The 22,757-nt window shown below is 73.0% G+C and carries 25 protein-coding genes; 7 read left to right on the forward strand and 18 right to left on the reverse strand.

From position 1 onward, the window contains the following. Positions 1 to 135: 135 nt before the first annotated feature. Positions 136 to 1,347, forward strand: coding sequence for an ROK family transcriptional regulator (locus BIU97_RS05990; RefSeq protein WP_071255150.1), 1,212 nt, complete (start codon positions 136 to 138; stop codon positions 1,345 to 1,347). Between the two features lie 76 nt (positions 1,348 to 1,423). On the opposite strand, the gene BIU97_RS05995 is transcribed toward BIU97_RS05990, so the two are convergent. The 17 genes from BIU97_RS05995 to BIU97_RS06075 form a co-directional block, all read right to left on the reverse strand. Next, positions 1,424 to 2,599 carry a flagellar hook protein FlgE gene (locus BIU97_RS05995; protein WP_071255147.1) on the reverse strand — a complete coding sequence of 392 codons (1,176 nt, stop codon included), beginning with the start codon at positions 2,597 to 2,599 and terminating at the stop codon, positions 1,424 to 1,426. A gap of 86 nt (positions 2,600 to 2,685) precedes the next feature. Next, positions 2,686 to 3,126 (reverse strand): flagellar hook assembly protein FlgD, encoded by a 441-nt coding sequence (locus BIU97_RS06000; protein ID WP_071255145.1) that lies wholly within the window; start codon positions 3,124 to 3,126, stop codon positions 2,686 to 2,688. A gap of 30 nt (positions 3,127 to 3,156) precedes the next feature. Then, complete coding sequence (locus BIU97_RS06005; protein ID WP_139195926.1) at positions 3,157 to 4,629, reverse strand: flagellar hook-length control protein FliK; 1,473 nt, start codon at positions 4,627 to 4,629, stop codon at positions 3,157 to 3,159. Further along, a complete protein-coding gene (locus tag BIU97_RS06010; RefSeq protein WP_071255140.1) occupies positions 4,626 to 5,369 on the reverse strand; it encodes a C40 family peptidase in 744 nt (247 codons plus the stop codon). Before BIU97_RS06010 ends, BIU97_RS06005 begins: the two co-directional genes overlap by 4 nt. Continuing rightward, entirely contained in the window at positions 5,366 to 5,797 is a 432-nt protein-coding gene (locus BIU97_RS06015) for a flagellar FliJ family protein (protein ID WP_071255138.1), read from the reverse strand. The genes BIU97_RS06010 and BIU97_RS06015 overlap by 4 nt, the downstream gene beginning before the upstream one ends. Next, entirely contained in the window at positions 5,797 to 7,140 is a 1,344-nt protein-coding gene (locus BIU97_RS06020; protein WP_071297244.1) for a FliI/YscN family ATPase, read from the reverse strand. Before BIU97_RS06020 ends, BIU97_RS06015 begins: the two co-directional genes overlap by 1 nt. Continuing rightward, positions 7,137 to 7,775 carry a FliH/SctL family protein gene (locus BIU97_RS06025; protein WP_071255134.1) on the reverse strand — a complete coding sequence of 213 codons (639 nt, stop codon included), beginning with the start codon at positions 7,773 to 7,775 and terminating at the stop codon, positions 7,137 to 7,139. Before BIU97_RS06025 ends, BIU97_RS06020 begins: the two co-directional genes overlap by 4 nt. Then, positions 7,768 to 8,817, reverse strand: coding sequence for a flagellar motor switch protein FliG (fliG, locus tag BIU97_RS06030; protein WP_083404600.1), 1,050 nt, complete (start codon positions 8,815 to 8,817; stop codon positions 7,768 to 7,770). Before fliG ends, BIU97_RS06025 begins: the two co-directional genes overlap by 8 nt. Beyond that, the gene (gene fliF, locus BIU97_RS06035; protein WP_071255130.1) at positions 8,814 to 10,484 is read right to left on the reverse strand and encodes a flagellar basal-body MS-ring/collar protein FliF; all 1,671 of its coding nucleotides are present in this window, start codon (positions 10,482 to 10,484) and stop codon (positions 8,814 to 8,816) included. Before fliF ends, fliG begins: the two co-directional genes overlap by 4 nt. After that, entirely contained in the window at positions 10,484 to 10,825 is a 342-nt protein-coding gene (gene fliE / locus BIU97_RS06040) for a flagellar hook-basal body complex protein FliE (RefSeq protein WP_071255127.1), read from the reverse strand. Before fliE ends, fliF begins: the two co-directional genes overlap by 1 nt. After that, on the reverse strand, positions 10,825 to 11,220 hold the full coding sequence (locus BIU97_RS06045) for a flagellar basal body rod protein FlgC (protein WP_071255124.1): 396 nt from the start codon (positions 11,218 to 11,220) through the stop codon (positions 10,825 to 10,827). Before BIU97_RS06045 ends, fliE begins: the two co-directional genes overlap by 1 nt. Beyond that, positions 11,217 to 11,561 (reverse strand): flagellar basal body rod protein FlgB, encoded by a 345-nt coding sequence (locus tag BIU97_RS06050; protein ID WP_071255122.1) that lies wholly within the window; start codon positions 11,559 to 11,561, stop codon positions 11,217 to 11,219. The genes BIU97_RS06045 and BIU97_RS06050 overlap by 4 nt, the downstream gene beginning before the upstream one ends. 447 nt (positions 11,562 to 12,008) lie before the next feature. After that, positions 12,009 to 12,311 carry a hypothetical protein gene (locus tag BIU97_RS06055; protein ID WP_071297245.1) on the reverse strand — a complete coding sequence of 101 codons (303 nt, stop codon included), beginning with the start codon at positions 12,309 to 12,311 and terminating at the stop codon, positions 12,009 to 12,011. Continuing rightward, on the reverse strand, positions 12,301 to 12,771 hold the full coding sequence (fliS, locus tag BIU97_RS06060) for a flagellar export chaperone FliS (protein WP_083404599.1): 471 nt from the start codon (positions 12,769 to 12,771) through the stop codon (positions 12,301 to 12,303). Before fliS ends, BIU97_RS06055 begins: the two co-directional genes overlap by 11 nt. Positions 12,772 to 12,781: 10 nt before the next feature. Next, positions 12,782 to 14,179: a flagellar filament capping protein FliD gene (gene fliD, locus BIU97_RS06065; RefSeq protein ID WP_071297246.1), complete on the reverse strand. Its 1,398-nt coding sequence runs from the start codon at positions 14,177 to 14,179 to the stop codon at positions 12,782 to 12,784. A gap of 93 nt (positions 14,180 to 14,272) precedes the next feature. After that, on the reverse strand, positions 14,273 to 15,130 hold the full coding sequence (locus BIU97_RS06070; protein ID WP_071255112.1) for a flagellin N-terminal helical domain-containing protein: 858 nt from the start codon (positions 15,128 to 15,130) through the stop codon (positions 14,273 to 14,275). A gap of 119 nt (positions 15,131 to 15,249) precedes the next feature. Beyond that, the gene (locus tag BIU97_RS06075; protein ID WP_071255110.1) at positions 15,250 to 16,068 is read right to left on the reverse strand and encodes a sigma-70 family RNA polymerase sigma factor; all 819 of its coding nucleotides are present in this window, start codon (positions 16,066 to 16,068) and stop codon (positions 15,250 to 15,252) included. A 459-nt stretch (positions 16,069 to 16,527) separates the two neighbouring features. Here BIU97_RS06075 and BIU97_RS06080 point away from each other — a divergent pair, with 459 nt between their 5' ends. The 5 genes from BIU97_RS06080 (at position 16,528) to BIU97_RS06100 (ending at position 21,135) form a co-directional block, all read left to right on the forward strand. Next, on the forward strand, positions 16,528 to 17,013 hold the full coding sequence (locus BIU97_RS06080; protein ID WP_071297247.1) for a flagellar protein FlgN: 486 nt from the start codon (positions 16,528 to 16,530) through the stop codon (positions 17,011 to 17,013). Between the two features lie 4 nt (positions 17,014 to 17,017). Further along, entirely contained in the window at positions 17,018 to 18,439 is a 1,422-nt protein-coding gene (gene flgK / locus BIU97_RS06085) for a flagellar hook-associated protein FlgK (RefSeq protein WP_071297248.1), read from the forward strand. A gap of 2 nt (positions 18,440 to 18,441) precedes the next feature. Next, positions 18,442 to 19,323 carry a flagellar hook-associated protein FlgL gene (gene flgL, locus BIU97_RS06090; protein WP_071256290.1) on the forward strand — a complete coding sequence of 294 codons (882 nt, stop codon included), beginning with the start codon at positions 18,442 to 18,444 and terminating at the stop codon, positions 19,321 to 19,323. Beyond that, on the forward strand, positions 19,320 to 19,697 hold the full coding sequence (gene fliW, locus BIU97_RS06095; protein WP_071297249.1) for a flagellar assembly protein FliW: 378 nt from the start codon (positions 19,320 to 19,322) through the stop codon (positions 19,695 to 19,697). The genes flgL and fliW overlap by 4 nt, the downstream gene beginning before the upstream one ends. A gap of 514 nt (positions 19,698 to 20,211) precedes the next feature. Beyond that, the gene (locus tag BIU97_RS06100; RefSeq protein ID WP_071297250.1) at positions 20,212 to 21,135 is read left to right on the forward strand and encodes a hypothetical protein; all 924 of its coding nucleotides are present in this window, start codon (positions 20,212 to 20,214) and stop codon (positions 21,133 to 21,135) included. A gap of 23 nt (positions 21,136 to 21,158) precedes the next feature. On the opposite strand, the gene BIU97_RS06105 is transcribed toward BIU97_RS06100, so the two are convergent. After that, a complete protein-coding gene (locus BIU97_RS06105) occupies positions 21,159 to 21,821 on the reverse strand; it encodes a hypothetical protein (RefSeq protein ID WP_071297251.1) in 663 nt (220 codons plus the stop codon). A 38-nt stretch (positions 21,822 to 21,859) separates the two neighbouring features. On the opposite strand from BIU97_RS06105, the gene BIU97_RS06110 reads away from it, so the two are divergent. Then, entirely contained in the window at positions 21,860 to 22,729 is an 870-nt protein-coding gene (locus tag BIU97_RS06110; RefSeq protein ID WP_175472419.1) for a hypothetical protein, read from the forward strand. Positions 22,730 to 22,757 lie beyond the last annotated feature (28 nt).

Here is a 22,757-nt window from a genome sequence, read left to right on the forward strand (position 1 = left end):
ATGGGTTAAAGCGTGCGGTCAGGCTAGGTGGCTCCGAGATCGGTCGTCAAGAGATCGGCCCGTATTAATCCCATTCGATGGATGAACGGCAGAAGTGGCACACTGCTGTGATCGACACGACTGCGGAAGGCGCGGATGGTCAAGGGCAGCAACCTCCTCCGCCTGGGTGACTACAACCAGGCGGTGGTGCTCGACCTGCTCCGACGCGAGTCGGGTCAGAGTCGCGCTGAACTGCAACGGCGGTCCGGTCTCGCCTCGCAGACCGTGTCGAACATCACGCGGCGGCTGATCGACGCCGAGATGATCCGCGAGGACGAGCCGGCGCTCACGGTCCGGGGGCGGCCGAGCATCCCGCTCGCCGTCAACGGCGCCGGGGCGTTCGCGATCGGCGTGCACGTCGACCCTGCCCGTCTCACGATCCTGCTGCTCGACGTCGCCGGCTCGGTCCTGCGCACGCAGCACCTGCCGACGCCGCAGGCGACGAACCCGCACGAGGTCATCACGCTCGTCGCGGTCGCCACCGGCCGGCTCATCCGCGATGCCGGGGTCGACCGCTCGCGTGTCCTGGGCCTCGGCATCGCCGCACCCGGTCCGCTCGACGTGGACGCCGGCGTCGTCCTCGACCCACCGCAGCTGCCGCTCTGGCGTGACGTCCGTCTGCGTGCGGACCTGCACGACGCCACGGGTCTGCCCGTCCTGCTCGAGAAGGACGTCACCGCCGCCGCGACCGCCGAGCTGCGCGACACCGCCGCGTCGGACTTCCTGTTCGTCTACCTCGGGTCGGGTGTCGGCGCCTCGGTCGTCTCCGGCGGCCGGGTGTTCCGCGGCGCGAGCAACAACATCGGTGAGATCGGCGACATCCTCGTCGACCCGTCGGCGGAGGACCTCGGCTGGACCGGTCGACGCGGCGGGCTCGCGGCCGCCTGCGTGCCCGAGGCGCTGGCCATCCAAGCGGCGCACGCCGGCATCGTCCCGCTGCCGGACCTCGACGACTACTTGGCGATCGACGCCGCCTGCAGCGCGCTCTCGTCCCTGGCCGACGACGGGGACGACGACGCCCTCCACCTGCTCGAACGGGCCGCCCGACGGCTCGCCGTGGGCATCGGTGTGCTCACGAACTTCATCGACGTGCCGCTCGTCGTCCTCGGGGGCCCGACGTGGGGTCGGCTCGAGCGGTCGTTCGCCCCCGTGCTCGAGACCGCGGTCCAGCAGGAACTGATCGTCTCGCGCCCGGGGTTCCGGGTCGTCGGGTCCGGGGTCGGCGAACAGATCGCCGCGCAGGGGGCCGCCGAACTCGTGATGGACCACTTCCTCAGCCCGCGCGCCACGGCCCTCGTGCCGGACTGACGGCGCCGGGGACGGCGACGGTCGGGTCCCCCGCGGGGACCCGACCGACACCGCTCACCAACGGTCAGCGCGCCGACTAGCGCTTCAGGTTCGTCAGCTCCTGCAGCACCTCGTCCGAGGTGGTGATGATGCGGGCGTTCGCCTGGAACCCGCGCTGCGCGACGATGAGGTTCGTGAACTCCTGCGACAGGTCGACGTTCGACATCTCGAGCGTGCCCGAGGCGAGCGAGCCGACGCCGGCGGAACCGGGCGTGCCGACGGCCGGCTGGCCCGAGTTCGCGGTGGCGCGGTAGCCCGAGGCGCCGGTCTTCTCGAGGCCGGCAGGGTTGGCGAACGTCGCGAGGGCGATACGTCCGAGCGCGAGCGACGCGCCGTTCGAGAACGTGCCCGTGACCGTGCCGTCCTTCGAGATCGAGTAGCCCTGCAGGGCACCGGCCTCGCGGCCGTTCTGCGACGAGATCGACGCGGTGGTGAGTCCCGCGAAGCCGGTGAGCTGGGTCATGTCGACCCGGACGCCGTTGACCGTCATGGTCGAGCCCGAGGCGATGGAGCCGTCGGCCGCGAAGGTGATCGCGCCGCGCACCGGGTTGCCCGTGCCGTCCGAACCCGAGACGTTCCAGCCGTCGGCGGTGCGCGTGTACGCGAGGGACAGCGTGCGCTTCGTGCCGTTCTGGTCGTAGACGGTGACGTCGCGGTTGAGCGTCTGGTTGACCGGGGTGTCCGACGGCAGGTTGCCGCTCACCGTGGCCGCGGTCGTCGCCGTCGCGGGGGCCGCGGCGTCGAGCGGCAGGCGGATGTCCGAGAGCTCGCCGCCCTCGTTCACGACGCCGTTCGTGGCCGAGTAGCCCTGCACGATCTTGCCGTCGGCGGTGACCAGGCGGCCGTTCGCGTCGAAGTCGAACGCGCCGGCGCGGCTGTAGACCGTGTCGTTGCCGAGGCGGGTGACGAAGAAGCCGTCGCCGGAGATCATCAGGTCGGTCGCCTTGCCGGTGGCCTGCGCGGAGCCCTGCGCGAAGTTCGTCGACACGCCGGCGACCTGCACGCCGAGGCCGATCTGTGCCGGGTTCGTGCCGCCGATGCCGGTCTGCGGTCCGCCGGCACCCTGGGTCATCTGCGACAGGGTGTCCTGGAAGACGGTGGTCGACGACTTGAAGCCGACGGTGTTCACGTTGGCGATGTTGTTGCCGGTCACGTCGAGCATCTGCTGGTGCGAGCGGAGGCCGGAGATGCCGGAGTAGAGCGAGCGGAGCATGGTGCGTCCTTTCGGAAGAACGGAGGAAGAACGGAGGAAGAGCAGAGGGAGAGCGGAGGAGGACCGCGGACGGAGCGACCGAGGGGTCAGGGAGTCGTGGTGGTGGTGATGCCGGAGATCACGTCGAGGGCGACCTCCTTCCCGTTCACGGTGACCGTGGGCACGCTCTTCGCGTACGACACGGCCGAGGCGGTCCCGGTGACGGACTTCCCCGAGTCGGCGTCGGTGTAGCTCACCTGCTTGCCGACGAGGTTCGCGGCGGCGATCCGCATCTGCAACGAGAAGTTCTCGTTCCCCGTCGTGGTCTGGTTGGTGATCTGCTCCATCATCGCGAGCTGCGTCTGCTGGCTGATCATCTGGTTCGTGTCCATCGGCGAGGACGGGTCCTGGTTCCGCAGCTGCGTGACGAGCAGCTTCATGAACACCTCGGAGTCCATCGTCTGGGACTTCTTGTTGCTCGCGTTCGCGGCGAGGGCCGCTGCCTGCGTGGCCTGGTCCACGCTGCCGGTGATGCCGTCGACGGGCATGTCGGTTCCTGTCTCTCGTTCGTGGGCCGGTCAGGCGAGGACGTCGAGTCCCGCGGTGCGGACGCTGGGGGTCGTGGTGGTGGGCTGGGTGCGCGGGGTGGGCCGTGCCTCCAGGCCGGTCTCCGCACGCGGCGGGCCGGCGGCCGGGCGCTGGTCGCGACCCGGGGACGTGTCGGGGTGGTTCTGCGACGACAGGTCGAGCGTGGTGGCGGCCCCGCTGCCGGCGGCGTCGCGGCGCAGGTCGGGCAGGACCTGCCGGACCGCGTCGCGGCCCGCGTCCGAGGCGGCGAACAGCTCGACGTGCATGCCGTGGGTGGTGACGTGGGCGCGGACCGTGACCGGTCCGAGGGCGTCCGGCGTGAGCTGCACCGTCACGACGTGCTCGCCCGGCCCGGCCTGGGCGAGCGAGAAGACCGGTCGGGCGAGCTGCTGCGCGACCGGCGCGGAGGTCGCGGCCGGCGCGGGTGCGGCGGACGACGCGACGGTGGTCGCGGCAGCGCGGGCGGTGGGGACGGCCGGGAGGCCCTGGTCGCCCGCCGTCGACCGCTGCGGCTGGTCCTCGGAGCCGGTCCGGGCGCCGTTCGCGTCGGCAGCGTCGGCTGCCGGTGCGACGACGGGACCGGTGGTGGTGGCGGGTGCGGAGGACGGGGTCGCTCCGGCGGTGTCGGGCACGACCGCGGGGGTCGTCGGCCGGGTGGGGACGGCGCCGGCGGCAGCGACCGTGGTCACCGTGGCGGTGGGCACACCGCTACCGACGCCGAGCCGGTCCGGGGTGACCGCGGGGACGGTCGACGCCACTGCCTCGTCGGCGGGTGCAGCCGGTGCGGCGGGCACGTCGGCGGCCGTGGGCACCGCGCCGCCGATGGGTGTCGGGGCCGGCGCCGGTGTCGGCGCCGGTGCCGACGCCGGTGCCGCTGCACCGACGGCCACGGCCGGAGCCGGAGCCGCAGCCGCAGCGGTCGTCGGGTCGGCGGGACGGGCCTGGGCCGTGGTCGACGGGGCGGCGGCGGTCACGGCCGGCTCCGCCGCGCGGAGGGCTCCGGCCGCGGTCGACGGGTCGGTCGACGAGGCAGTCGAAGCGTCCGTCGACTCGTCCGTCGACTCGTCCGACGTCGGCAGGAGCGCCGCGGGAGCGGTCGACGCCGGCGAGGGCGCAGTCGTCGTCGCGAGCGTGTCCGCGGTGACCTCGGCCGAGGCGGACGCCGACAGGACGGGGACGAGCGCGACGGGCACCAGCGCCAGCGGCGGCACCGGCGGCACCGCCCCCGGGTCGACGCCGTCGGGGTCCGGAGCGGTGTCGTCGCGGCCCGTCGTCGGCTGCGCGGCGCGGCCCGCGGCGCGGTCGCCCCTGCGGTCGGCGCCGTGGTCGGCACCGCGGCGGTCGGTCGCCACGGCCGCGGACAGCGCGGCGTCGAACGAGCCGCCGTCCGCCGGGTCCACCGTCGGTCGTCCGACGCCGGTGGGGGCCGGCGCGGCGGGCTGGGTGCTGATGGTCATGCTCATGCGGCGCTCCCGGACTGCATCATGGACAGCAGCGCGGCGGTCTGCAGGTCGGTGGCGCTCCGCGCCGCGGTGCCCGCGGTCGCTGCGGTCGCTGCCGTCGCGGCGGACGGCTGTGCGGGGACGATGCGGCGGATGGTCGCGATGTCGGCGTCGGAGTACCAGTTGTCGACGATCCGGACGTCCTTGCCGGGGCGCGGCGCGTGCAGCACCTTGCCGTCGCCGACGTAGATGACGATGTGCTGCTCCCCCTTCGGCACGATGAGGTCGCCGGGCTGCGCGTCGCGCAGGGAGCCGACCTCGACGCCCATCCGTGCCTGGTCCGGCACGACCCGGGGCATCGTGACACCGAGGTCCTTGAAGACCGTCTGCACGAGGCCCGAGCAGTCCATCCCCGACGTGGTCGTGCCGCCGAACACGTACGGCACGCCGAGGTACTTCTTCGCGTCGGCCACCACGTCGGAGCCGGTGGCGCCGCTGCCGGTGGCCAGGGTGTCCTTCCCCGCGTCGACCGATGTCGCCGGGGTCGCGGTGGCGGCGGCCGTACCCGTCGAGGTCGACCCGACGCCCGCGCCGGTCCCGCCGTCGGTCGCGGTCGCCAGCGCGTCGGCGAAGGCGCTCGACGACGCGGCGGTGGACGCCGACCCGGCGGTCGAGGACGGCGCGACGGCCTGCGTGCCCCGCAGGGAGTCGATCTGGGACCGGATCTCGGAGATCCGGGAGAGCACGGCCTCGACGCTCACCGGGCACCACCTTCCGTGCGGCGGCGTGCCGCGATCTCGTCGAGGGCGTCCTGCTCGACGCGGAGCTCCTCGGCTGCCTGCTGTTCGACGTGCTTGCCCTCGAGCTTCTCGAGGCCGACCGCGGCCCGGCGGGCAGCGGTGTACGCCTCCTGGGCGCGGTCGGCGTCGGCCTGACGGGTGCGGACGACGGCGTCGAGCTCCTCGAGCATCCCCCGGGTCGCGGCGCGGGCCGCGGCGACGGCGCTCAGGGTCGCGGCGTCCTGGATCGGCTGCGTGCCCTCGGTGTCCGCCAGGCTGCGACGGGCGGCGATCCGGGCGTCGGCGGCGTCGCGCACCCGCTCGTTCGCGGTGGCGAGGGACGCCGCGGCACGGTCCTGTTCGGCGTGCCGCAGGCGCAGGAGTCCGGCGAGCGGGAAGCGGCGGGCCATCACGCCACCCCCAGCTGCTGCACGAGGCCGCCGAGCCGCTGCCACGACGACGCCGCCGTGGCCCGCTCGTCCATGCCCTGCTGCAGGAACGCGTCGATCGCGCCCTGGTGGTCGACCGCTGCGTCCACGAGGGGGTTCGTCCCGCGCTGGTAGGCGCCGACGTCGAGCAGGTCCTGGGCGGCGCGGCGCGCGGCCATGACCTTCCGGAGCGTCGTCGCGGCGGCGCGCTGCGCCGGGTCGGTGACCTTCGACGCGACGCGCGAGACCGACCCGAGGGCGTCGACCGACGGGAAGTGCCCGGTGATCGCGAGCTTGCGGTCGAGCACGACGTGCCCGTCGAGGATGCTGCGGGCCGCGTCCGCGATCGGTTCGTTGTGGTCGTCGCCGTCGACGAGCACCGTGTACATGCCCGTGATGCTGCCGACCCGGTCCGTCCCGGCGCGTTCGAGCAGCCCGGCGAGCACCGAGAAGGTCGACGGCGGGTAGCCCCGGGTTGCCGGCGGCTCCCCCACCGACAGGCCGATCTCGCGCTGCGCCATCGCGACGCGGGTGAGCGAGTCCATCATGAGCACGACGTCCTGGCCGGCGTCGCGGAACGACTCGGCGATCCGGGTCGCGACGAACGCGGCGCGCAGGCGCATGAGGGCCGGCTCGTCCGAGGTCGAGACGACGACGATCGAGCGGGCGAGCCCCTCGGCGCCGAGGTCGTCCTCGAGGAACTCGCGGACCTCGCGACCGCGCTCGCCGACGAGCGCGATGACGTTGACGGCCGCGTCGCTCCCCCGCGCGATCATCGACAGCAGCGACGACTTGCCGACGCCGGAGCCGGCGAACAGGCCCATGCGCTGTCCGCGACCGACCGTGGTCAGGGTGTCGAGCACGCGGACGCCGAGCTGCATCGGGGTGTCGATGCGGGTGCGGGCCATCGCGTCCGGGGTGGCGTGGTCGAGCGGCACGAGCGCGACCGGCCCGCCGTCCGGAGCCGTCAGCGGCCCGCGGCCGTCGATCGGTCGGCCGAGGCCGTCGAGCACCCGGCCGAACAGTCCGGCGCCGGTCGGCACGAGCACGGGGCGGCCGGTCGGGCGCGCCGGGGTGCCGGTGGTGACGCCGGTCAGCCGACCGAGGGGCATGCAACGCACGCCGGAACCGTCGGTGGCGACGACCTCGACGGCGGTCTGCTCGCCGTCCTCCGGCCCGACGAGCACGACCTCGCCGACGGAGGCCTCGAGGCCCGCGACGGTCAGGCCGAGGCCGACGGCGCTCGTCACGACGCCGACCCGCTGCGGGGCGGCGAGGCGGACGGCGTCGTCGAGGCCGCGGGGACGGAGCAGGGTCGCGGTCACCGGTCGCCCTCCAGTGCGGTGCGGGCGCGGTCGAGCGCCGTCGCGATCCGCGCGTCGAGCAGTCCGTCCGGCAGGTCGACGACGGCGTCGCCGTCGTGCAGCGCCGGGTCGGCGACGACCGGGACCGGCAGGTCGAGGTCGGCCACGCGGGCCGCGTCGCCGACGCTCAGCCGGACCGCGACGGCGACCGTGCGGTCGACGGACGCGAGCGCCCGCTCGACGGTGGCGAGCGCGCCGGCGGCGATCCCCGCCTCCTCGCCGTCACCCGTCGTGTCGGCGGGCCGGGAGGCACGGATCGCGTACCCGACGACGGCCTCGGCCAGGTCGAGGGCCGCGCTGGCGACGGACGCCTCGGCGTCGTCGAGGACGGGTGCGACGCGGGACAGCAGCGCGGTCGCCGCGGCGTCGAGGACGGCGACGCGGCGGGCGGTGTCCGCCTGCAGCGCGGCGACCCGGCTGGCGTGCTCGGCCTCGAGCCGCGCGCGCAGCGCGTCGGTCTCGGCCTGCGCGGCGCGCAACCCGGCGGTGTACCCGGCGGCGTGGCCGCGCACGTCCGCACTCGTGGCGCGTTCGCGGCCGGCCGGGTCCCCGATCACCGGGAAGGCGACGCGCTGCACGGTCGTGGTGTCAGTCAACGAGCTCGTCCTCCTCGGCGCGGTGCACGGTCACGACGCCCTGGGCCTCGAGCTCGCGCACGGAACGGACGACCTCGGCGCGCGCTTCCTCGACCTGCGAGACACGGACCGGCCCCATGGCCTGCAGCTCGTCGTCGAGGAGCGAGCGGTTGCGTTCGGAGACGTTCGCGCGGATGGTCTCGACGACCGGGCCGGCGGCGCCCTTCATCGCGGTGGCGAGGAGCTTCGAGTCGATGCCGCGCAGGACCTGCTGGATGTCGCGGGCCTCGAGCTTGACGATGTCCTCGAAGGTGAGCATGCGCGAGCGGATGTCCTCGGCGAGTTCCGGGTCGCGGGCCTCGAGCCCGTCGAGCACGGCCTTCTCGGTGGCGACGTCGGAGCGGTTGATGATGTCGACGAGCGGCGCGATGCCCCCGACGACCTCGACGCTCTCGCGCGGCGACACGACGGCGCCGGCGCGCTGCCGGAGCACCCCGGCGACGATCGCGACGGCCTCCGGGGTGGCGCTGCCCATGGTCGCGAACGCCTGCGCGACGTCGGTCCGGACCCGGTCGTCGACGCCGGCGAGCACGGCACTGGCCTGTCCGGGCGCGAGGTGCGCCAGGACCAGCGCGATGGTCTGCGGCAGCTCGCCCTCGAGCAGGCTGATGACCTGGCCGGGCTCGGCGTCGTCGAGGAAGTCGAAGGACTGGCCGGCCAGGTTCGAGGCGAGCCGGTCCATGACGCCTGCGGCGCGCTCGGCACCGAAGGACGCCTCGAGCAACCCGAGCGCGGTGTCCTTGCCGCCGCGCTTCTGCATCCGGCCGCTCGTCGTGAGTCGGTGGAACTCGGACATCGTCTGGTCGACGACGCTGTCGTCGACGCGGCGCATCCGGACGATCTCGGCCGAGATCTCCTCGGCCTCCATCTCGGTGAACTGCTTCATCACCTCGGCGGCCCGGTCGGTCTCCATCTGCATGAGGATGAGGGCGACCTTCTGGGCGCCGGAGAGCGTGCGCTCGGCCTGCGGGCCGGAGCCGCCGCCGATCGGGACGAGGCTCACACGCCCGCCCGGTCGTCGAGGAGCCCGCGGAGGAGCTCGGCCGTGCGCTTCGGGTCGCGCTCGGCGAGGGCGGAGATGTCCTGGCGGCGGCGCTCGGCGGTGATGTCCTCGGTGCGGAGCACCTCGGTCGGGGCGTCGCCCGCGGGCATCGCGGAGAGGACGGCCGTCGGGGCGTCCCCGGCGCCGAGCGTCGCGAGGTCCGGCGCACCGTCGACCGCGAGGGGCAGCTGGAAGGTCTCGCCGGCGAAGGCGTCGAGCTCGCCGAGGTCGACTGCCTCGCGCTCCTGCTTGCGGCTGCGGCGGGCGAGCACCACGCCGAGCGCGATGACCGCGAGGATGACGCCGATGACGATCGCCGCCGTGCGGATGGTCGACCAGAGGGCCTCCTGCTGGTCGGCCTGCTGCTGCGCCTCGAGCGCCTTGGCGGCCTCGTCCTTCGCGCTGGTGTCGAAGTCCATCATCGCGACCTTCACCTGGTCGCCCCGGGCGGGGTCGACGCCGGCAGCGGCGGCCACCATGTCGTTGATGCTCTGCAGGTTCGCGTTCTGCACGGCGTCGGCCTTCGCGTTGAGCGCGACCGAGATGGTCTGCCGGCTGAGCGCGCCCGCCGGGATCTGCGTGGTCTCGGTGGTGTGGTCGACGGCGTTGTTCTTCGTCGCCGACTCGTTCGTGTAGCCGTCGTCGCCGGTGCCGTCGGCGCCGTCGCCGTTCGGGACGGCGATGTTGTCCGGTCCGAGCACGCCCGTCGCCCCGCGGCCGGCGCCGGACCCGGCGCCGTACTCCTCGGTCGAGCTCGACTCGTTGAGCGCGACCGGACCCGAGGTCGGCGTCGCGTAGCTCTCCGACGTGCGGGTGCCGGACTCCTGGTTCATCGTCGCGGACACGACGACGCTGGCGTTCCCGACGCCGAGCGTGGTGTCGAGCTGGTCCTGGATCTTCTTGCTCGTCGCGGCGTCGTAGTCGGCGGCCTGGTCGGCGCCGCTGCCGGTCGCGCCGGTGCCGACGGCGGAGAGCGTCTGGCCCTTCGCGTCGACGACGGACACGTCGGTGGGCTGCATGCCCTCGACCGCGGCGCTCGTCAGGTGCACGATGGCCTGCACCTGGTCGCTCGTCAGCTGCGTGCCGTTCTCCGGAGCGATGAACACCGACGCCGTCGGGTCCTTCTCCTCGGACACGAACACGGACTTCTCCGGGATCGCGAGCTGCACGGTCGCCGTCTGCACGCCGTCCATCGCGCCGATGGTCTTGGCGAGTTCGCCCTCGATCGCGCGCTTGTACGTGACGTCCTGCTGGAACTCCGAGCTCGTCACGCCCATCTGGTCGAGCAGCGAGTACCCGCCCTCGTTCGACGACGGCAGGCCGTTCGACGCGGCCTTGAGGCGCTCCGAGTACACCTGCGCCTGCGGCACGAGGATCGTGGCCCCGCCGTCGGTGAGCTGGAACGGCACACCGTCGGTCTGCAGCTGGTCCGTGATCGAGCTGGCGTCGGCGGCGGCGAGCCCGGTGAACAGCGGCGCGTAGGACGCCTTGCCGAGCCACGACGCCAGGGCGATCCCGCCGAGCACGAGGGCCGCGACGACGAGGATCGCGATGGTGCGCTGCGCGGCGGAGAAGCCCTTGACGTAGGCGCCGAGGCGCGCGAGCACGTTCTTGACGGCGACGGGCATCAGGCCTGCATCCTCATGATCTCGTTGAACGCGTCCACGCCCTTGTTGCGGACGGCGGCGACGAGCTCGAGCGTGACCTGCGCGCGGGTGGCGGCGATGGTCGCGTCGTGGATGTCGTCGAGGTTGCCGGTGACGGCCTTGAGCGCCAGCGTCTTCGAGTCGGACTGCAGCGCCTGCAGCCCGTCGACGGCACCGGTCAGGCTCGCGGCGAAGCCGCTGCCGCCGGTGCCGGTCGCGCCGGCCGCGCCGGTCGTCGCGCTGTCGCTCGACGTGCCGGAGACGCTGGTCAGGGCGTTCGTCATCGCGTTGGTGGTCACACCGTTCACGGCGTCGATGGGCATCAGTTCTTCCCGATCTGCAGGGCCGCCTCGTAGGCGGTCTTCGCACGGTCGACCACGGCGGCGTTCGCCTGGTAGCCGCGCTGGGCCATGATGAGGTCCGCCATCTGCGTGCCGAGGTCGATGTCCGGCATGCGGACGTAGCCCTCGTCGTTCGCGAGCGGGTTGTCCGGGTCGTAGGTCACGCGGCCGGCGGCGCTGCCGAACGCGGCGCCCTTCACGTACGCGCCGGAGACGCCGTTGCCCTCCTGGACCTCGACGTAGCGGGCCTGGAACGCGGTGTCGTCCATCGACTTCACCGTGTTGGCGTTGGCGATGTTGTCGGAGATCGCGTCGAGCCACTTCCGGTGCACGGTCAGACCGGTGCTCGCGATGCCGATCGCGTCGAAGGTCGTCACGAGTTCGTCCGCATCGCCGCACGCAGGGCCGTGGCCTCGCCACCGACCGCCTGCGTCGCGAACTGGTACCGCAGCACCGTGTCGACGTTCGACAGCGTCTCCTCGTCGAGGTCGACGTTGTTGCCGTTCGTGTTCGTCGGCTCGAGGCTCCGCGTGGTGGTCGGGGCGACGTGGCCGTCACCGTCGACGATCGACTGCGCCAGGGTGTCCTCGAACCGGACCTTCTCGGCGTGGTAGCCGGGGGTGTTGATGTTCGCGATGTTGTTCGCGATCACGCGCTGGCGCATCGACAGGCCGTCGAGTGCGCTCTGCAGCGCGACGCTCGTCACGGAATCGAACACGGGAGTGGTCCCCTCGTCATGGCGCGTCGCGGGAGTGGTGCGACGTCGCCGTGCGGTGGTGGCCGATCCGTGGCCGAACTGGTGAGCGATCCGTGCTCGGAGGGCGCTATCGGAGACCGTCGAGTGCCGCGTTAGGCGTCGCCCCGAACGGGGGTGGGTGCGGGTCGGGGGTGCGGGTCGGGGGGCTCGGTCGGGGGGCTGGGTCGGGGTCGCCGTTGCCGTCGCTGTGGTGCGACGAGATCGTTGTCGCACGACGTCGGTCTTGTCGCGCACGTCCGGCGGGCGTCGGCCGCGCGCTGTCGCACGACGAGATCGCTGTCCGACGACGTCGACGGTGTCGCGCTCCCGGTTGCCGTACCGAGCGCGGGGTGCCGGACGGCGCCGGACGAGCGCTGTCCGACGACGAAGTCGCTGTCGCCCGACGTCGACGGTGTCGCGGCGGAGCGGTCAGGCCGAGGCGTCGAGGTACACGGATCCGCGGGGCTCCCGCGTCGCGTCGACGGCGCGGAGCGCGCCGAGGTGCTCGAGCGTCGCCCGACGGTCGGCCTCGAGCACGGCCAGTCGGTCGCGTTGCGCCGCGAGCAGCCGGGAGGCTCGCCCCACCAGGTCACGCGGGATCGGTCCCAGCCCGGTCGGCTCCGACCAGTCGGTCACGGCCGTCGGGCCGGCCGTCTGCCCGGCCGCGTCCTGCTCCAGGGAGGTGAGCAGGGCCTCCCAGCCGGCGCGGTCGGTGACGGGGTCAGGCGACACCGAGCGCCCCGCCGGTCGCCTGCGGTGCTGCGGTGGCCGGCAGCGAGGCGGCGGCCTCGTGCCAGGACTGCCGGAGCGGCTCGAGGATGCGGATGCAGTCGCGCGTGGCCTGCACGTCGCGGTGCACGTTCGCGGTGATGAGCGAGGTCGAGGCGTAGTTGTAGATCGCCAGCAGGCCCTCGCCGCCGTCCCACACGTCGATGCGCAGGGTCGAGGACAGCTCGCCGACGATGGCCTGGGCGTGCAGGAGCTGCTCGCGGGCGGCCTCCCAGTCGGCGGTGGTCTGGGCGGCCTCGGCACGGTGCAGGTCGAGCAGCAGCCGGTCGTACAGCATCGTGACGAGCTGCGCCGGTGTCGCGGAGAGCACGGCCTCGTTCGTGTACTGGGCGCGGCGCTGGTCGGTCACGGAGCGGGGCTGGGCGGCCTGCCGGAACGCGGCTGCCTGGAGGTCGAAGGTCATGGTGTTCCCGTCAGCTCGACGTCGACGCCAGCTGGCTGGTGAGCCAGCTGGACTGGGACTGGAGTTTGCTGAGGCTCGTCTCGAGGGCCGAGTACTGCGCCTGCAGGGTCGCCCGACGGCGGGTCAAGCGGTCGGACCAGCTGTCGATCTGGGTGTTGAGGTCCTTCGCGATCGACTGCTGGCCGGTGATCGAGGTCGTGATCGACCCGTTGTACTTGTCGGACGCGGCGGTCGCGGCGGCGCCGACGTTCACGGCCACCCCGGAGAGCATCGCCTGGGTGCCCTGCGGGTCGGTGGCCAGGGCCTTCTGGAAGGCGTCCGGGTCGAACGTGAAGGTGCCGTCCTTCTGGATGACGATCCCGATGGACGACGGCGACTTCCCGCCGATCGGCGCCGACATGGTGCTCGTCAGGCGCTGCACGACGTCGCGGGTCGTCGCGTCGCCGGTGAGCACCCCGGCCTTCGTGGTCGTCGTGCCGGTGGTCGCACTCGTCGTGCTCGTCACGGCGGTGTTCGTGCCGTAGTAGCTCGTGATCGCGTTGAGGGCGTCGACGAGACCGGAGGCCACGGCCTGCGCCTTCGTCGTGTCCTGCGCGACCGTGATCGTCACCGGGTCCGTCGACGGCTTCGTCACCGTGACGTCGACGCCGGGGAGCAGTCCGGTGAAGGTGTTCGTGGCGCTCGTGACGGTCTGCGCCGCCGCGGTGCCGGCCCAGAGCGTCACGCTCGCGTCGCGGGCCGACGTGACGACGGCGGCCCCGGGCTGCGCGAACACGTCCGTCGCGGTGCCGGCGGTGACGTCCGCGCCGCTGCCGCGGTAGAGCGAGAACGCTGCGGCAGCACCCGTCGACGTCGACGTGAGCTGCAGGCGGTAGAGCTTGGTGCCGTCGGCGTCGGTGCCGGCCGACACCTTGGTCGCGGTCACCCCCGCGGCGGCTGCGTTGACGGCCGAGACCGCGTCGTCGAGCGACCCGGAGGCCGGCATGACGGTGGTCTGCTTGCCGCCGGCGCCGACGATCGTGATCGGCTCGGCGGCGGACGACCAGGTCGCCATCGCTGCGGTCACCCCGACCTGCGCGGCGGCGGTCGTGCCGACGGTGAAGTCGATCGAGCCCTTCGCCGCGGTGGGTCCCGCGACGACGCTGACCGTCGGCGTCGAGCTCGTCGCGGTGAAGACGTCGAGCGAGCTCGTCTTCTGGGCCGCGGTGGCCCTGGTCGCCAGGGTCTGCACGAGCGAGTTGATCGTCTGCAGCGACGAGATGAACGAGTTCGTGCTCGCGAGCTTCGACTTCAGCAGCGTCTGCGGGACGGCCTCGACGCTCATCAGCGAGTTGATGAGGTCGGTGGTCTTCAGCCCGCTGACGAGGCCGTCGATGGCCAGGCTGTTCGCCGAGGAGACGGACGACATCGATGGCTCCTGCCGGTGTGCGGTGGCGGTCGGATGCGGACGACGCCGCCCACCGGGGCACCCGAACGGTCCCGGTGAGCGGCGTCAGGGGTGCTAGCGCAGGAGCGAGAGCACGCCCTGCGTGCTCTGGTTCGCCTGTGCGAGCATCGAGGTGCCGGCCTGGCTCAGGATGTTGTCGCGCGTGTACTTGACCATCTCCTGCGCCATGTCGACGTCGGTGATGCGCGAACCAGCAGCGGTGAGGTTCTCCTTGGCGACGTTCGTCACGTTGATGGCGTGGTCGAAGCGGTTCTGGACCGCACCGAGGTTCGAACGGGCCTCCGAGACGGCCTTGATCTGCGCGTCGATCGTGCCGATCGCCGTGCGGGCCGAGTCACCCGAGGTCAGGTCGAGGTCCTTGACCGCACCCGCCACCTTGCTGACGTCGGCACCGGTCAGGTCGACATCGATCTTGCTGGCGGCGGTGCCGTCCGCGCCGACCTGGAAGGTCAGCTTGCCGGTGCCGTCGACGGTGCTGCTGGTGGCGGCCTTGCCGTCGAGCAGCTTGATCCCGTTGAAGTTGGTCGAGTCCGAGATGCGCTGGAGCTCCTCCTGGAGCTGGCCCACCTCGGTCGTGATCGCCTTCCGCGAGTCCTCGTTGTTCGAGTCGTTGCCGGCCTGGACGGCCAGGTCGCGCATGCGCTGGAGGATCGAGTGGGTCTCGGTGAGGCCACCTTCAGCGGTCTGCACGACGGAGATGCCGTCCTGCGCGTTGCGGGCGGCGACCGTGAGGCCACCGACCTGGGACTTCAGCCCCTCGGAGATCGACAGACCGGCAGCGTCGTCGGCAGCACGGTTGATGCGGAGACCGGTCGAGAGCTTCTCGAGGGACTTCGACAGGTCGTTCTGCGTCGCGTTGAGGTTCCGGTACGTGTTGAGTGCCGAGAGGTTGGTGTTGATGGACATACCCATGGTGTGTTCCTCCGTGAATCTGGGTCGTGCGTCTGCCCGTCCGTGGGCTGACATGGGTGACTCTCGACCGGGTGCCGGGAGTCGTTAGGGGATCGGCGGGATTTCTTCCTGCCGACGTCTCAGCTGGCCGCCACGGCCGGCCCGGACGCCGCGTCGTGCACGGCCCGGGCCACCCCTGCGGCGGCGTTCGTCGCGACGCGCGCCAGGTAGGCGCTGCGCCGGGCCGCGGTGGTCCGCGACGCGTGCTCCGGGGCCGGGCCGCCGTCGCCGTAGTGCGCGGAGAGTCCGTCGCGGAGCAGCCGCATCGCCTCGGAGCGCTGCTGCGAGACGGCCGAGTGCGTGATGCCGAGCTCGGTCGCGACGTCGGTGACGGTTCGGTCGCCGAAGTAGACGGCCTCGACGATGAAGCGCATCCGCTCGGGCAGCGCCTGCACGGCGGCGACGAGGTAGCGGCGCTTCTCGGTCTCGAGCAGGTCGTCGCCGGGCAGCGGGAGCTCGGCGGCGACGAGGTCGTGGACGGTCTCGTCGAGCGGGGCGACGGTGCGCGCGGCGTCGCTCATCGCGTCGGCGGCTGCCTGCCGGTCGACGCCCATCGCGTCGGCGATCTCCTGCACGCCCACGCTCCGGCCGAGCCGTGCGGACAGGGCCTCCTGCGTGGCGAGCGTCTCGCGGATCCGCTTCCGGGTGCCGCGGGACGCCCAGTCGGCGGAGCGCATGTCATCGGCGATCGCGCCGGTGACCCGGGTGCGGGCGTACGCGCCGAAGGGCACGCCGAGCGTGGGGTCGAACGCGTCCGCGGCGGCGACGAGGGCGAGGGAACCGACGGCGGCGAGGTCGTCGCGGTCCAGGTGCGTGGCACGGGAGCGGACGTCGGCGACGATGTAGCCGACGAGCGGCAGGTGCTCCACGATCATCGCGTTGCGTTCGGTGCGGTCCATGCTGTCCCTCGATCGAGCTGCTGAGTTCGACCCGTCCCTGGGCGCGACGGACGCCGGCCTCGGATGGCCGGTGCGTACGCCGAAGAACCCCCCGGATCCGTCCGGGTGGTACACGCCGCGCTCGGGACACGCGGTGCGGGGTGTCCCCCGCGGTGCGTTTCTGAATGTATCGGGTGGACGCGGGCCGCACAGGTCCCGCACCGTCCCCAGTGCGGGGGTCCGGGACCCTTCGAGCGGTCGGCATTTGGGAGGACAGCGGGTGGAGAACCGACGTTCTTGTCCCCCGTCGTGGTCGCACCGGTACCCCGTGACGACGGTGTCGGGGTGTACTCCGGCGGCCCGCGCTTACGGCCGGCCCACGGGCGTCGATAGGTCCTGGTGTCCGCAGGATGACGGACCGGGGATCGACCCCGGACCGACCTGCGGCCCACGACGAGACCCGCACCCTGGGAGGAGCTGATGACCGTGAACGACCTGTCCGCCGTGCTCTGGCGCGAACGCGAACTGCTCGAGCTGCTCACCTTCAAGCTCGAGGAGGAGCAGCTGCTGCTCTCCGCCGGCCGGTCCCGTTGGGTGTCGCACGCCAGCCGCGAGGTCGAGCAGGTCCTCGACCGTCTGCGCAGCACCGGGCTCGAGCGCGCCGCGTCGAGCGCCGAGGTCGCCGAGGAGTGGGGCGTCCCCGCCGACGCTCCCCTGCGCGAGGTCGTCGCCGCCGCACCGAGCGGCCCGTGGGGCGAGATCCTCGCCGCGCACCTCGCCGCGATGGTCGAGCTGACGACGCAGATCGCGGCCCTCCGCGACGAGAACGACCGGTTCCTGCGCACCGCCGCCCAGGCCACCGAGGAGACCCTCGCCGGGACCGTGACGGGTGCAGCCACCTACGACGCGAGCGGCTCGTCGGGCTCCGGCACCGACGGCGCACGCCTGTTCGAGGGGACCCTGTAGCACCGTGGTCAGCACCTTCGGATCCCTCGCCACCGCGTACTCCGGCCTCGCCGCCGCCCGCGCCGGACTCGACGTCACCGGGCAGAACATCGCGAACGCCGGCACCGCCGGGTACACGCGACAGCGCATCACCCAGTCCTCCGTCCCGGCGCCGCAGACCGGCTTCGTGCGCGGCACCGCCGCCCTCGCCGGACAGGGTGTGTCCGTCGACGGCATCGCCCGGCTCGCCTCGCTCACCCTCGACGCCGGCGTCCGCGTCGCCGCCGGCTCGTCGGCCTACGCCGGGGCCCGCGCGAGCGCCCTGAGCGCTCTGGAGACCGGGCTGCACGAGCCCGGCTCGGACGGGCTGAGCGCGAAACTCGACCTGTTCTGGTCGTCGTGGGGGCAGCTCGCGAGCCACCCGGACGACCCCGGAGCCGCCAGCACCGTGCTCGCCGCCGCCGCGACGGTCGCCTCCGTGCTCGCGACCGGGTCGAAGGCCGTCGACGCGCAGTGGTCCTCGGTCCGCGGGACCGTGACCGGACAGGTCGCGCAGCTCAACGACGCGGCGAAGCAGGTCGCCGACCTGAACGGGCGCATCCGCACCGCCGTCGCCTCCGGCGGCTCGGCGAACGAGCTCATGGACCAGCGCGACCAGCTCACCCAGCAGATCGCCACGCTCGCCGGCGGGACCACCCGCACGAACGCCGACGGGACCGTCGACGTGCTCCTCGGCGGCAACCCGCTCGTGCAGGGCACTGACGCCCGTGCCGTGGCGCTCGGCGGCGGGACGCGGCTCGCCGACGGCGCCGCCGTGACCCTGTCCTGGACCTCCGGCTCCGGTGGCGCGGTCGCGCTGTCCGGCGGCTCGATCGGCGGCGCCCTCGCCGTCCTCGCGCCGACGTCCGGCACCGGCACCGGCGGTGCACTCGCCGAGGCCTCGGCCGCCTACGACGCCGTCGCGACGCAGCTCGCCACCGCGGTGAACGCCGTGCACGCCACCGGCACCACCCCGGACGGCGCGACCGGCGCCCCGTTCTTCGCGATCACCGCCGGGGGGCCCGCCGCGCAGGGCCTCACCGTCGTGCCGACCGACGCCGGCGGCCTGGCGACGCGGAACGCGGCGGGGCAGCTCGACGACTCGTTCGCCGACGCGCTCTCGCGACTCGGGGCGGCGTCGGACGGCGCCGACCGCACCTGGGCGACGTTCGTGGCGGGGGTGGGCACCGCCTCCCGGTCGGCCGCGACGGAGTCGACGCTCACCGGACTCGCCCTGACCAACGCACGCACGCAGCAGCAGTCGAGCGCCGGCGTCGACCTCGACGAGGAGAACGTGGCCCTGCTGACCTACCAGCACGCCTACCAGGGCGCGGCACGTGTCCTGACGGCCGTCGACGAGATGCTCGACACCATCATCAACCGCACCGGACTCGTCGGGAGGGCGTGATCGTGATCACCCGGGTGACCACCCAGATGTCGATGGCCGCGGCCGCGGACCGGCTGCAGGCCGGTGCCGCACGCGTCGCGCAGCTCACCGAGCAGGCGACGACGCTGCAGGCGATCCAGAAGCCGTCGGACGACCCGAGCGGCACCGCGTCGGCGATGCAGGTCCGCAAGGAACAGGCCGCCACCGCGCAGTACACGCGGAACGCCGACGACGCCGTCGGGTGGCTCGCGCAGACCGACAGCGCCCTGTCGAGCGTCTACTCGACGCTCAACCGCGTGCGGGACCTGACCGTGCAGGCCGCCAACTCCGGCACCATGAGCGAGACCGACCGCGACGCCTTCGTCACGCAGTTCCGGTCCCTGCGCGCCGACCTCGAGGCCCGCGCGAACACCACCTACGGCACCCGCTCGGTCTTCGCCGGGTCGTCGACCGACGCGTCCGCGTACGACCCCGCGACGGGGTGGGCGGCGTCGGGCACCGCCGTCTCGCGACGTGTCGGCGACGGCAGCACCGTGCGCGTCGACACCTCCGGCGAAGCCGTGTTCGGCACCGGTGCGACGTCCGTGTTCGGCATGATCGACTCCATCGTCAGCGACCTGCAGAACGGGACCAACGTGAACCCGCGCATCAACGACGTCGACGCCGCGCTGAGCAGCGTCCGCGGCGCCCAGGCCGACGTCGGCGTCCGGCACGCCGCCGCCCTCGCCGCCCAGGACTCGCTGAAGACCGCGACCGTCGCCCTCGAGGGCCGCCGCTCCGGCATCGAGGACGTCGACCTCGCCAAGGCCGTGCTCGACCTGCAGGTGCAGCAGACCAACTACCAGGCAGCCCTCGCCGTCACCGCGAAGGTCCTGCAGCCGACCCTGATGGACTACCTCCGATGAGCATCCCCCTGACCTTCGCCGTCCCGCCGTTCGGCCTGGCCCCTGCCGACGTCTTCACCCTGACCCCGGTGGACGGCGCCGAGGGCCTGTTCACGCTCGTCGGCGACTCCTCGCGCTTGTTCGTGCTCGACGCCGCGGTGCACCTGCCCTCCTACGCACCGGAGCTCACCGACGAACAGGCGGCGGGGCTCTCGCTGACCGATCCCGCCGACGCCATGCTGCTCGTCGTGGCGAACCCGGGCGGCGCGGACTCGTCCAGCACCACCGTGAACCTGCTCGCACCGATTGTCGTGAACGCCCGCACGGGCGCCGGCGCCCAGGTCATCCTGGAGGACAGCGACCTGCCGCTGCGGGCGGAGCTCGCGCGGGCGTAGGGGCTCGGCGACGCGGCTGACAGCTGGGGGGCCAGCTCGGTTCGCACCGACTTTCCGACGATCCGCGCGTCGATCGTCACGTGGTCGGTCGCAACATGCACACGCACCAGATGCACGCGCATCGAGCGACGGAACACGCGACGATCACCTCGTGTCTTGTCGATTGATGCCCCTGCATCGGACGGCAACGGCGGTCCGGAGTGGCGACGATCGGCGCCGGCTGGCAGCGGGTGGGTGGGCGGCAGCGGCGGGCAGGCAGCAGCGGGTGGCAGCGGTGAGCACACACCTTGCGACAATGCGCAGGTCGATCGTCACGTGCTCGGTCGCAACATGCACACGCACCCGCTGCACGCGCATCGGGCGACAGACCACGCGCCGATCACCTGGTGTCCTGTCGACTGGTGCACCCGCATCGGGTGGCCCCACTCCTGCACACCTCAGCTGGTCGCCGTGACTCTCCACAGAGCGGCGCCGAGGCACCCCGAGCGGAGCCCCGTTCAGCGACGCTGGCGTCGTGACCAGCGCCATCGACATCGAACTGATCCGGACCACCGGCTTGCCGCCCTCCGAACGACGGGCGCTCGAACGTGACGTCCGACGCGGGGTCCTCGAACGCATCCGGCCCGGCGTGCTCGTCCGTCCGGGCGCGCTCGCGGGGCTGCGACCCGGCGAACGGCACCACGTCATGGTGCGTGCGGCACTTCACCGACTCCGTCCGGGTGACGTGGTGTCCCACCAGTCTGCGGCGGCCGTGCTCGGCTACCCGATGCTCGGTGCTCCCCCGCCGAAGGTGCACGTCCTCGACGCGACCACGTCGCACACGCGGGTGTCCAGCTGGTTCGTCCGCCACGGCGTGCTCGCGAGACCGCCGTCCGCGGCGCTCGACGTGGCGGGTGTGCTCGTCACGACCGCTCCACGCACCGCAGTCGACGTCGCAGCGACCCGGCCGCTCGCTGTCGCCCTGCCGGTCGTCGACCACGTCCTCGCGCACCGACAGACGACTGCCGCTGCCCTGGACGGAGAAGTCGCCACCCTGACCGCTGCCCGAACGAAGGCAGCGACAGCGATCGGCATGGGGTCGGGCCTGTCCGGATCGCCGGCCGAGTCGCTGTTCCGCGTGCGGTGCCGGGAACTCGCAGCGCCGGAGTACGTCCAACAGCACCCGTTCCGTCGCCCGGGCACGCAGAGCGCGATCGTCGACTTCTGGTTCCCGGCACAGGGCGTCGTCGTCGAGATCGACGGTCGCGCGAAGTACGAGGACCCCGCGATGCTCGGCGGTCGCTCCGTGGAGGACGCGCACTGGCGGGAGAAACGTCGTGAGGACTTCGTCCGCTCCTTCCCAGAGGTCCGGACGGTCGTCCGGCTCTCCTTCACGGACGTGCTGTCGGCCGACCGGGTCCGGACGGCGCTGCGGCGAGCGGAGGTGCCGTGCCGATGACGGACTCGAAGCCGTCGTCCCGTTCAGCGGCGAGGCGCGTCGGGGTGGTGCGCCCGCTGCCGCTCGACCTCCGGCGGGGTGGAGCCCCCGGTCACCACGGCGACCTCGCCGACACCGATCCGCACACCGTGCACGCGACCGGTGCCCTTGACGACGCCCGCACGACGGTCCGGGTCGGGTTCACGGTGGTCCCCTCCCGCCGCGAGCACGGCGTCCCGCAGCGAGACGGACCCGAGCACCTGGGCACCGGCGCCGATGTCGGCCGGCGCCTCGACCACGCACCCGCCGCGGAGCCGGGCGGCGGCACCGATCGCGACGTCGACCACCGTGTCCACCGACGCGGCGGTCACCTCCGAGCGGTACGCCGTGATCGTCACGGGTCCCGGCCCGAGTTCGGCACCGCCACCGACCCGGACGTGGGACCCGTGCGCGACGACCGTGACCGGTCCGGGACCGAGGCGGGCGCCGGTCTCCACGACGATCGTCCCGCCGTCCCGGGTCTCCAGGGTCGTCGACGGGTGCAGCACCACGCCGGGGTGGACTGTCGCACCGGTCCCGAGCAGCACGGACGCGGGATCGAGCACGAGCACCTCCGGGGCGAGTGCCACGACCTCCGCGACGGTGCGGAAGCCGGCGGTGCGCCGAGCCTCGTCCAGGGCCGGTGTGCTCACGGTGCCGTCGTCCATCCCGGCAGCCTCCCACGTCCTCGGCGTACGGTGGGCGAATGGCTCGTGCCCCGAAGAACCAGGCGATCGTGCCGCTGCCGAACGCCCCGGTCGTCCCCACTGCTCCCGACGACGACCACCGGATCCCGGTCGCCGAGAACACCGGATGGGTCAAGTGGCTCGACCGTGTGATCAGTGTGCAGCGCCCGGTCGTGGTCGCCCACGTCAACGCCATCCGACGCCGTCGCCCGGACGCCACCCCCGCCGAGGTGATCCAGATCCTCGAGTGCCAGTACCTCGCGGCCGTCACCACCGGCGGCGCAGCGGTGGGCGCGAGTGCGGTCATCCCCGGCGTCGGGATGGCGGCAGCGCTGAGCCTGAGCGGTGCGGAGACCGTCGGGTTCCTCGAGACCACGGCGCTCTTCGCCCAGTCGGTCACCGAGGTGCACGGCATCGCGCTCGACGACCCGGAACGCGCCCGCACGCTCGTCATGGCCATGATCCTCGGCGCCCCGGGTACGCAGCTCATCAAGCAGCTCGCGGGTCAGGCGGCCGGTGGTCAGGCGCGGACGGCGTTCTGGGGCGAGATGGTCACCGCCTCGCTGCCGAAGCAGGTCGTCAGCGGCATCGGCGGCCAGGTCCGCTCGCAGTTCGTCAAGCGGTTCGCCGCTCGGCAGGGTTCGACGATCCTCGGGCGGGCCCTCCCGTTCGGCATCGGAGCGGCCGTCGGCGGGCTCGGCAACCACGCGCTCGGGCGCAAGGTGATCCAGGCTTCGCGGACGGGCTTCGGCATGCCGCCGGCGCAGTTCCCGATCGTGCTCGAGGTCGCCGGCTCGAAGCGCGAGGCGCGGAAGGCGATCAAGGCGTCGAAGAAGTCCCACGGTGCGCAGGACGACGACCTCTGGCCGGACGACCGACCAGCCGCCTGACGCCGGAGGACCCACCCGAAGCCTGGTG

The sequence above is a fragment of the Curtobacterium sp. MCBA15_009 genome, assembly GCF_001864895.1.
In the GTDB taxonomy this organism is placed as follows: Bacteria; Actinomycetota; Actinomycetes; order Actinomycetales; family Microbacteriaceae; genus Curtobacterium.

What these genes read in the sequence shown, in the direction of transcription:
- BIU97_RS05990 (WP_071255150.1), top strand. Translation starts at nt 136, where the DNA reads ATGGTCAAGGGCAGCAACCTCCTCCGCCTGGGTGACTACAACCAGGCG.
- BIU97_RS05995 (WP_071255147.1), bottom strand. Translation starts at nt 2,599, where the DNA reads ATGCTCCGCTCGCTCTACTCCGGCATCTCCGGCCTCCGCTCGCACCAG.
- BIU97_RS06000 (WP_071255145.1), bottom strand. Translation starts at nt 3,126, where the DNA reads ATGCCCGTCGACGGCATCACCGGCAGCGTGGACCAGGCCACGCAGGCA.
- BIU97_RS06005 (WP_139195926.1), bottom strand. Translation starts at nt 4,629, where the DNA reads ATGAGCATGACCATCAGCACCCAGCCCGCCGCGCCGGCCCCCACCGGC.
- BIU97_RS06015 (WP_071255138.1), bottom strand. Translation starts at nt 5,797, where the DNA reads ATGGCCCGCCGCTTCCCGCTCGCCGGACTCCTGCGCCTGCGGCACGCC.
- fliF (WP_071255130.1), bottom strand. Translation starts at nt 10,484, where the DNA reads ATGCCCGTCGCCGTCAAGAACGTGCTCGCGCGCCTCGGCGCCTACGTC.
- fliE (WP_071255127.1), bottom strand. Translation starts at nt 10,825, where the DNA reads ATGCCCATCGACGCCGTGAACGGTGTGACCACCAACGCGATGACGAAC.
- fliS (WP_083404599.1), bottom strand. Translation starts at nt 12,771, where the DNA reads ATGACCTTCGACCTCCAGGCAGCCGCGTTCCGGCAGGCCGCCCAGCCC.
- fliD (WP_071297246.1), bottom strand. Translation starts at nt 14,179, where the DNA reads ATGTCGTCCGTCTCCTCGGCGAACAGCCTGGCCATCGACGGCCTCGTC.
- BIU97_RS06070 (WP_071255112.1), bottom strand. Translation starts at nt 15,130, where the DNA reads ATGGGTATGTCCATCAACACCAACCTCTCGGCACTCAACACGTACCGG.
- BIU97_RS06075 (WP_071255110.1), bottom strand. Translation starts at nt 16,068, where the DNA reads ATGGACCGCACCGAACGCAACGCGATGATCGTGGAGCACCTGCCGCTC.
- BIU97_RS06080 (WP_071297247.1), top strand. Translation starts at nt 16,528, where the DNA reads ATGACCGTGAACGACCTGTCCGCCGTGCTCTGGCGCGAACGCGAACTG.
- fliW (WP_071297249.1), top strand. Translation starts at nt 19,320, where the DNA reads ATGAGCATCCCCCTGACCTTCGCCGTCCCGCCGTTCGGCCTGGCCCCT.
- BIU97_RS06105 (WP_071297251.1), bottom strand. Translation starts at nt 21,821, where the DNA reads ATGGACGACGGCACCGTGAGCACACCGGCCCTGGACGAGGCTCGGCGC.
- BIU97_RS06110 (WP_175472419.1), top strand. Translation starts at nt 21,860, where the DNA reads ATGGCTCGTGCCCCGAAGAACCAGGCGATCGTGCCGCTGCCGAACGCC.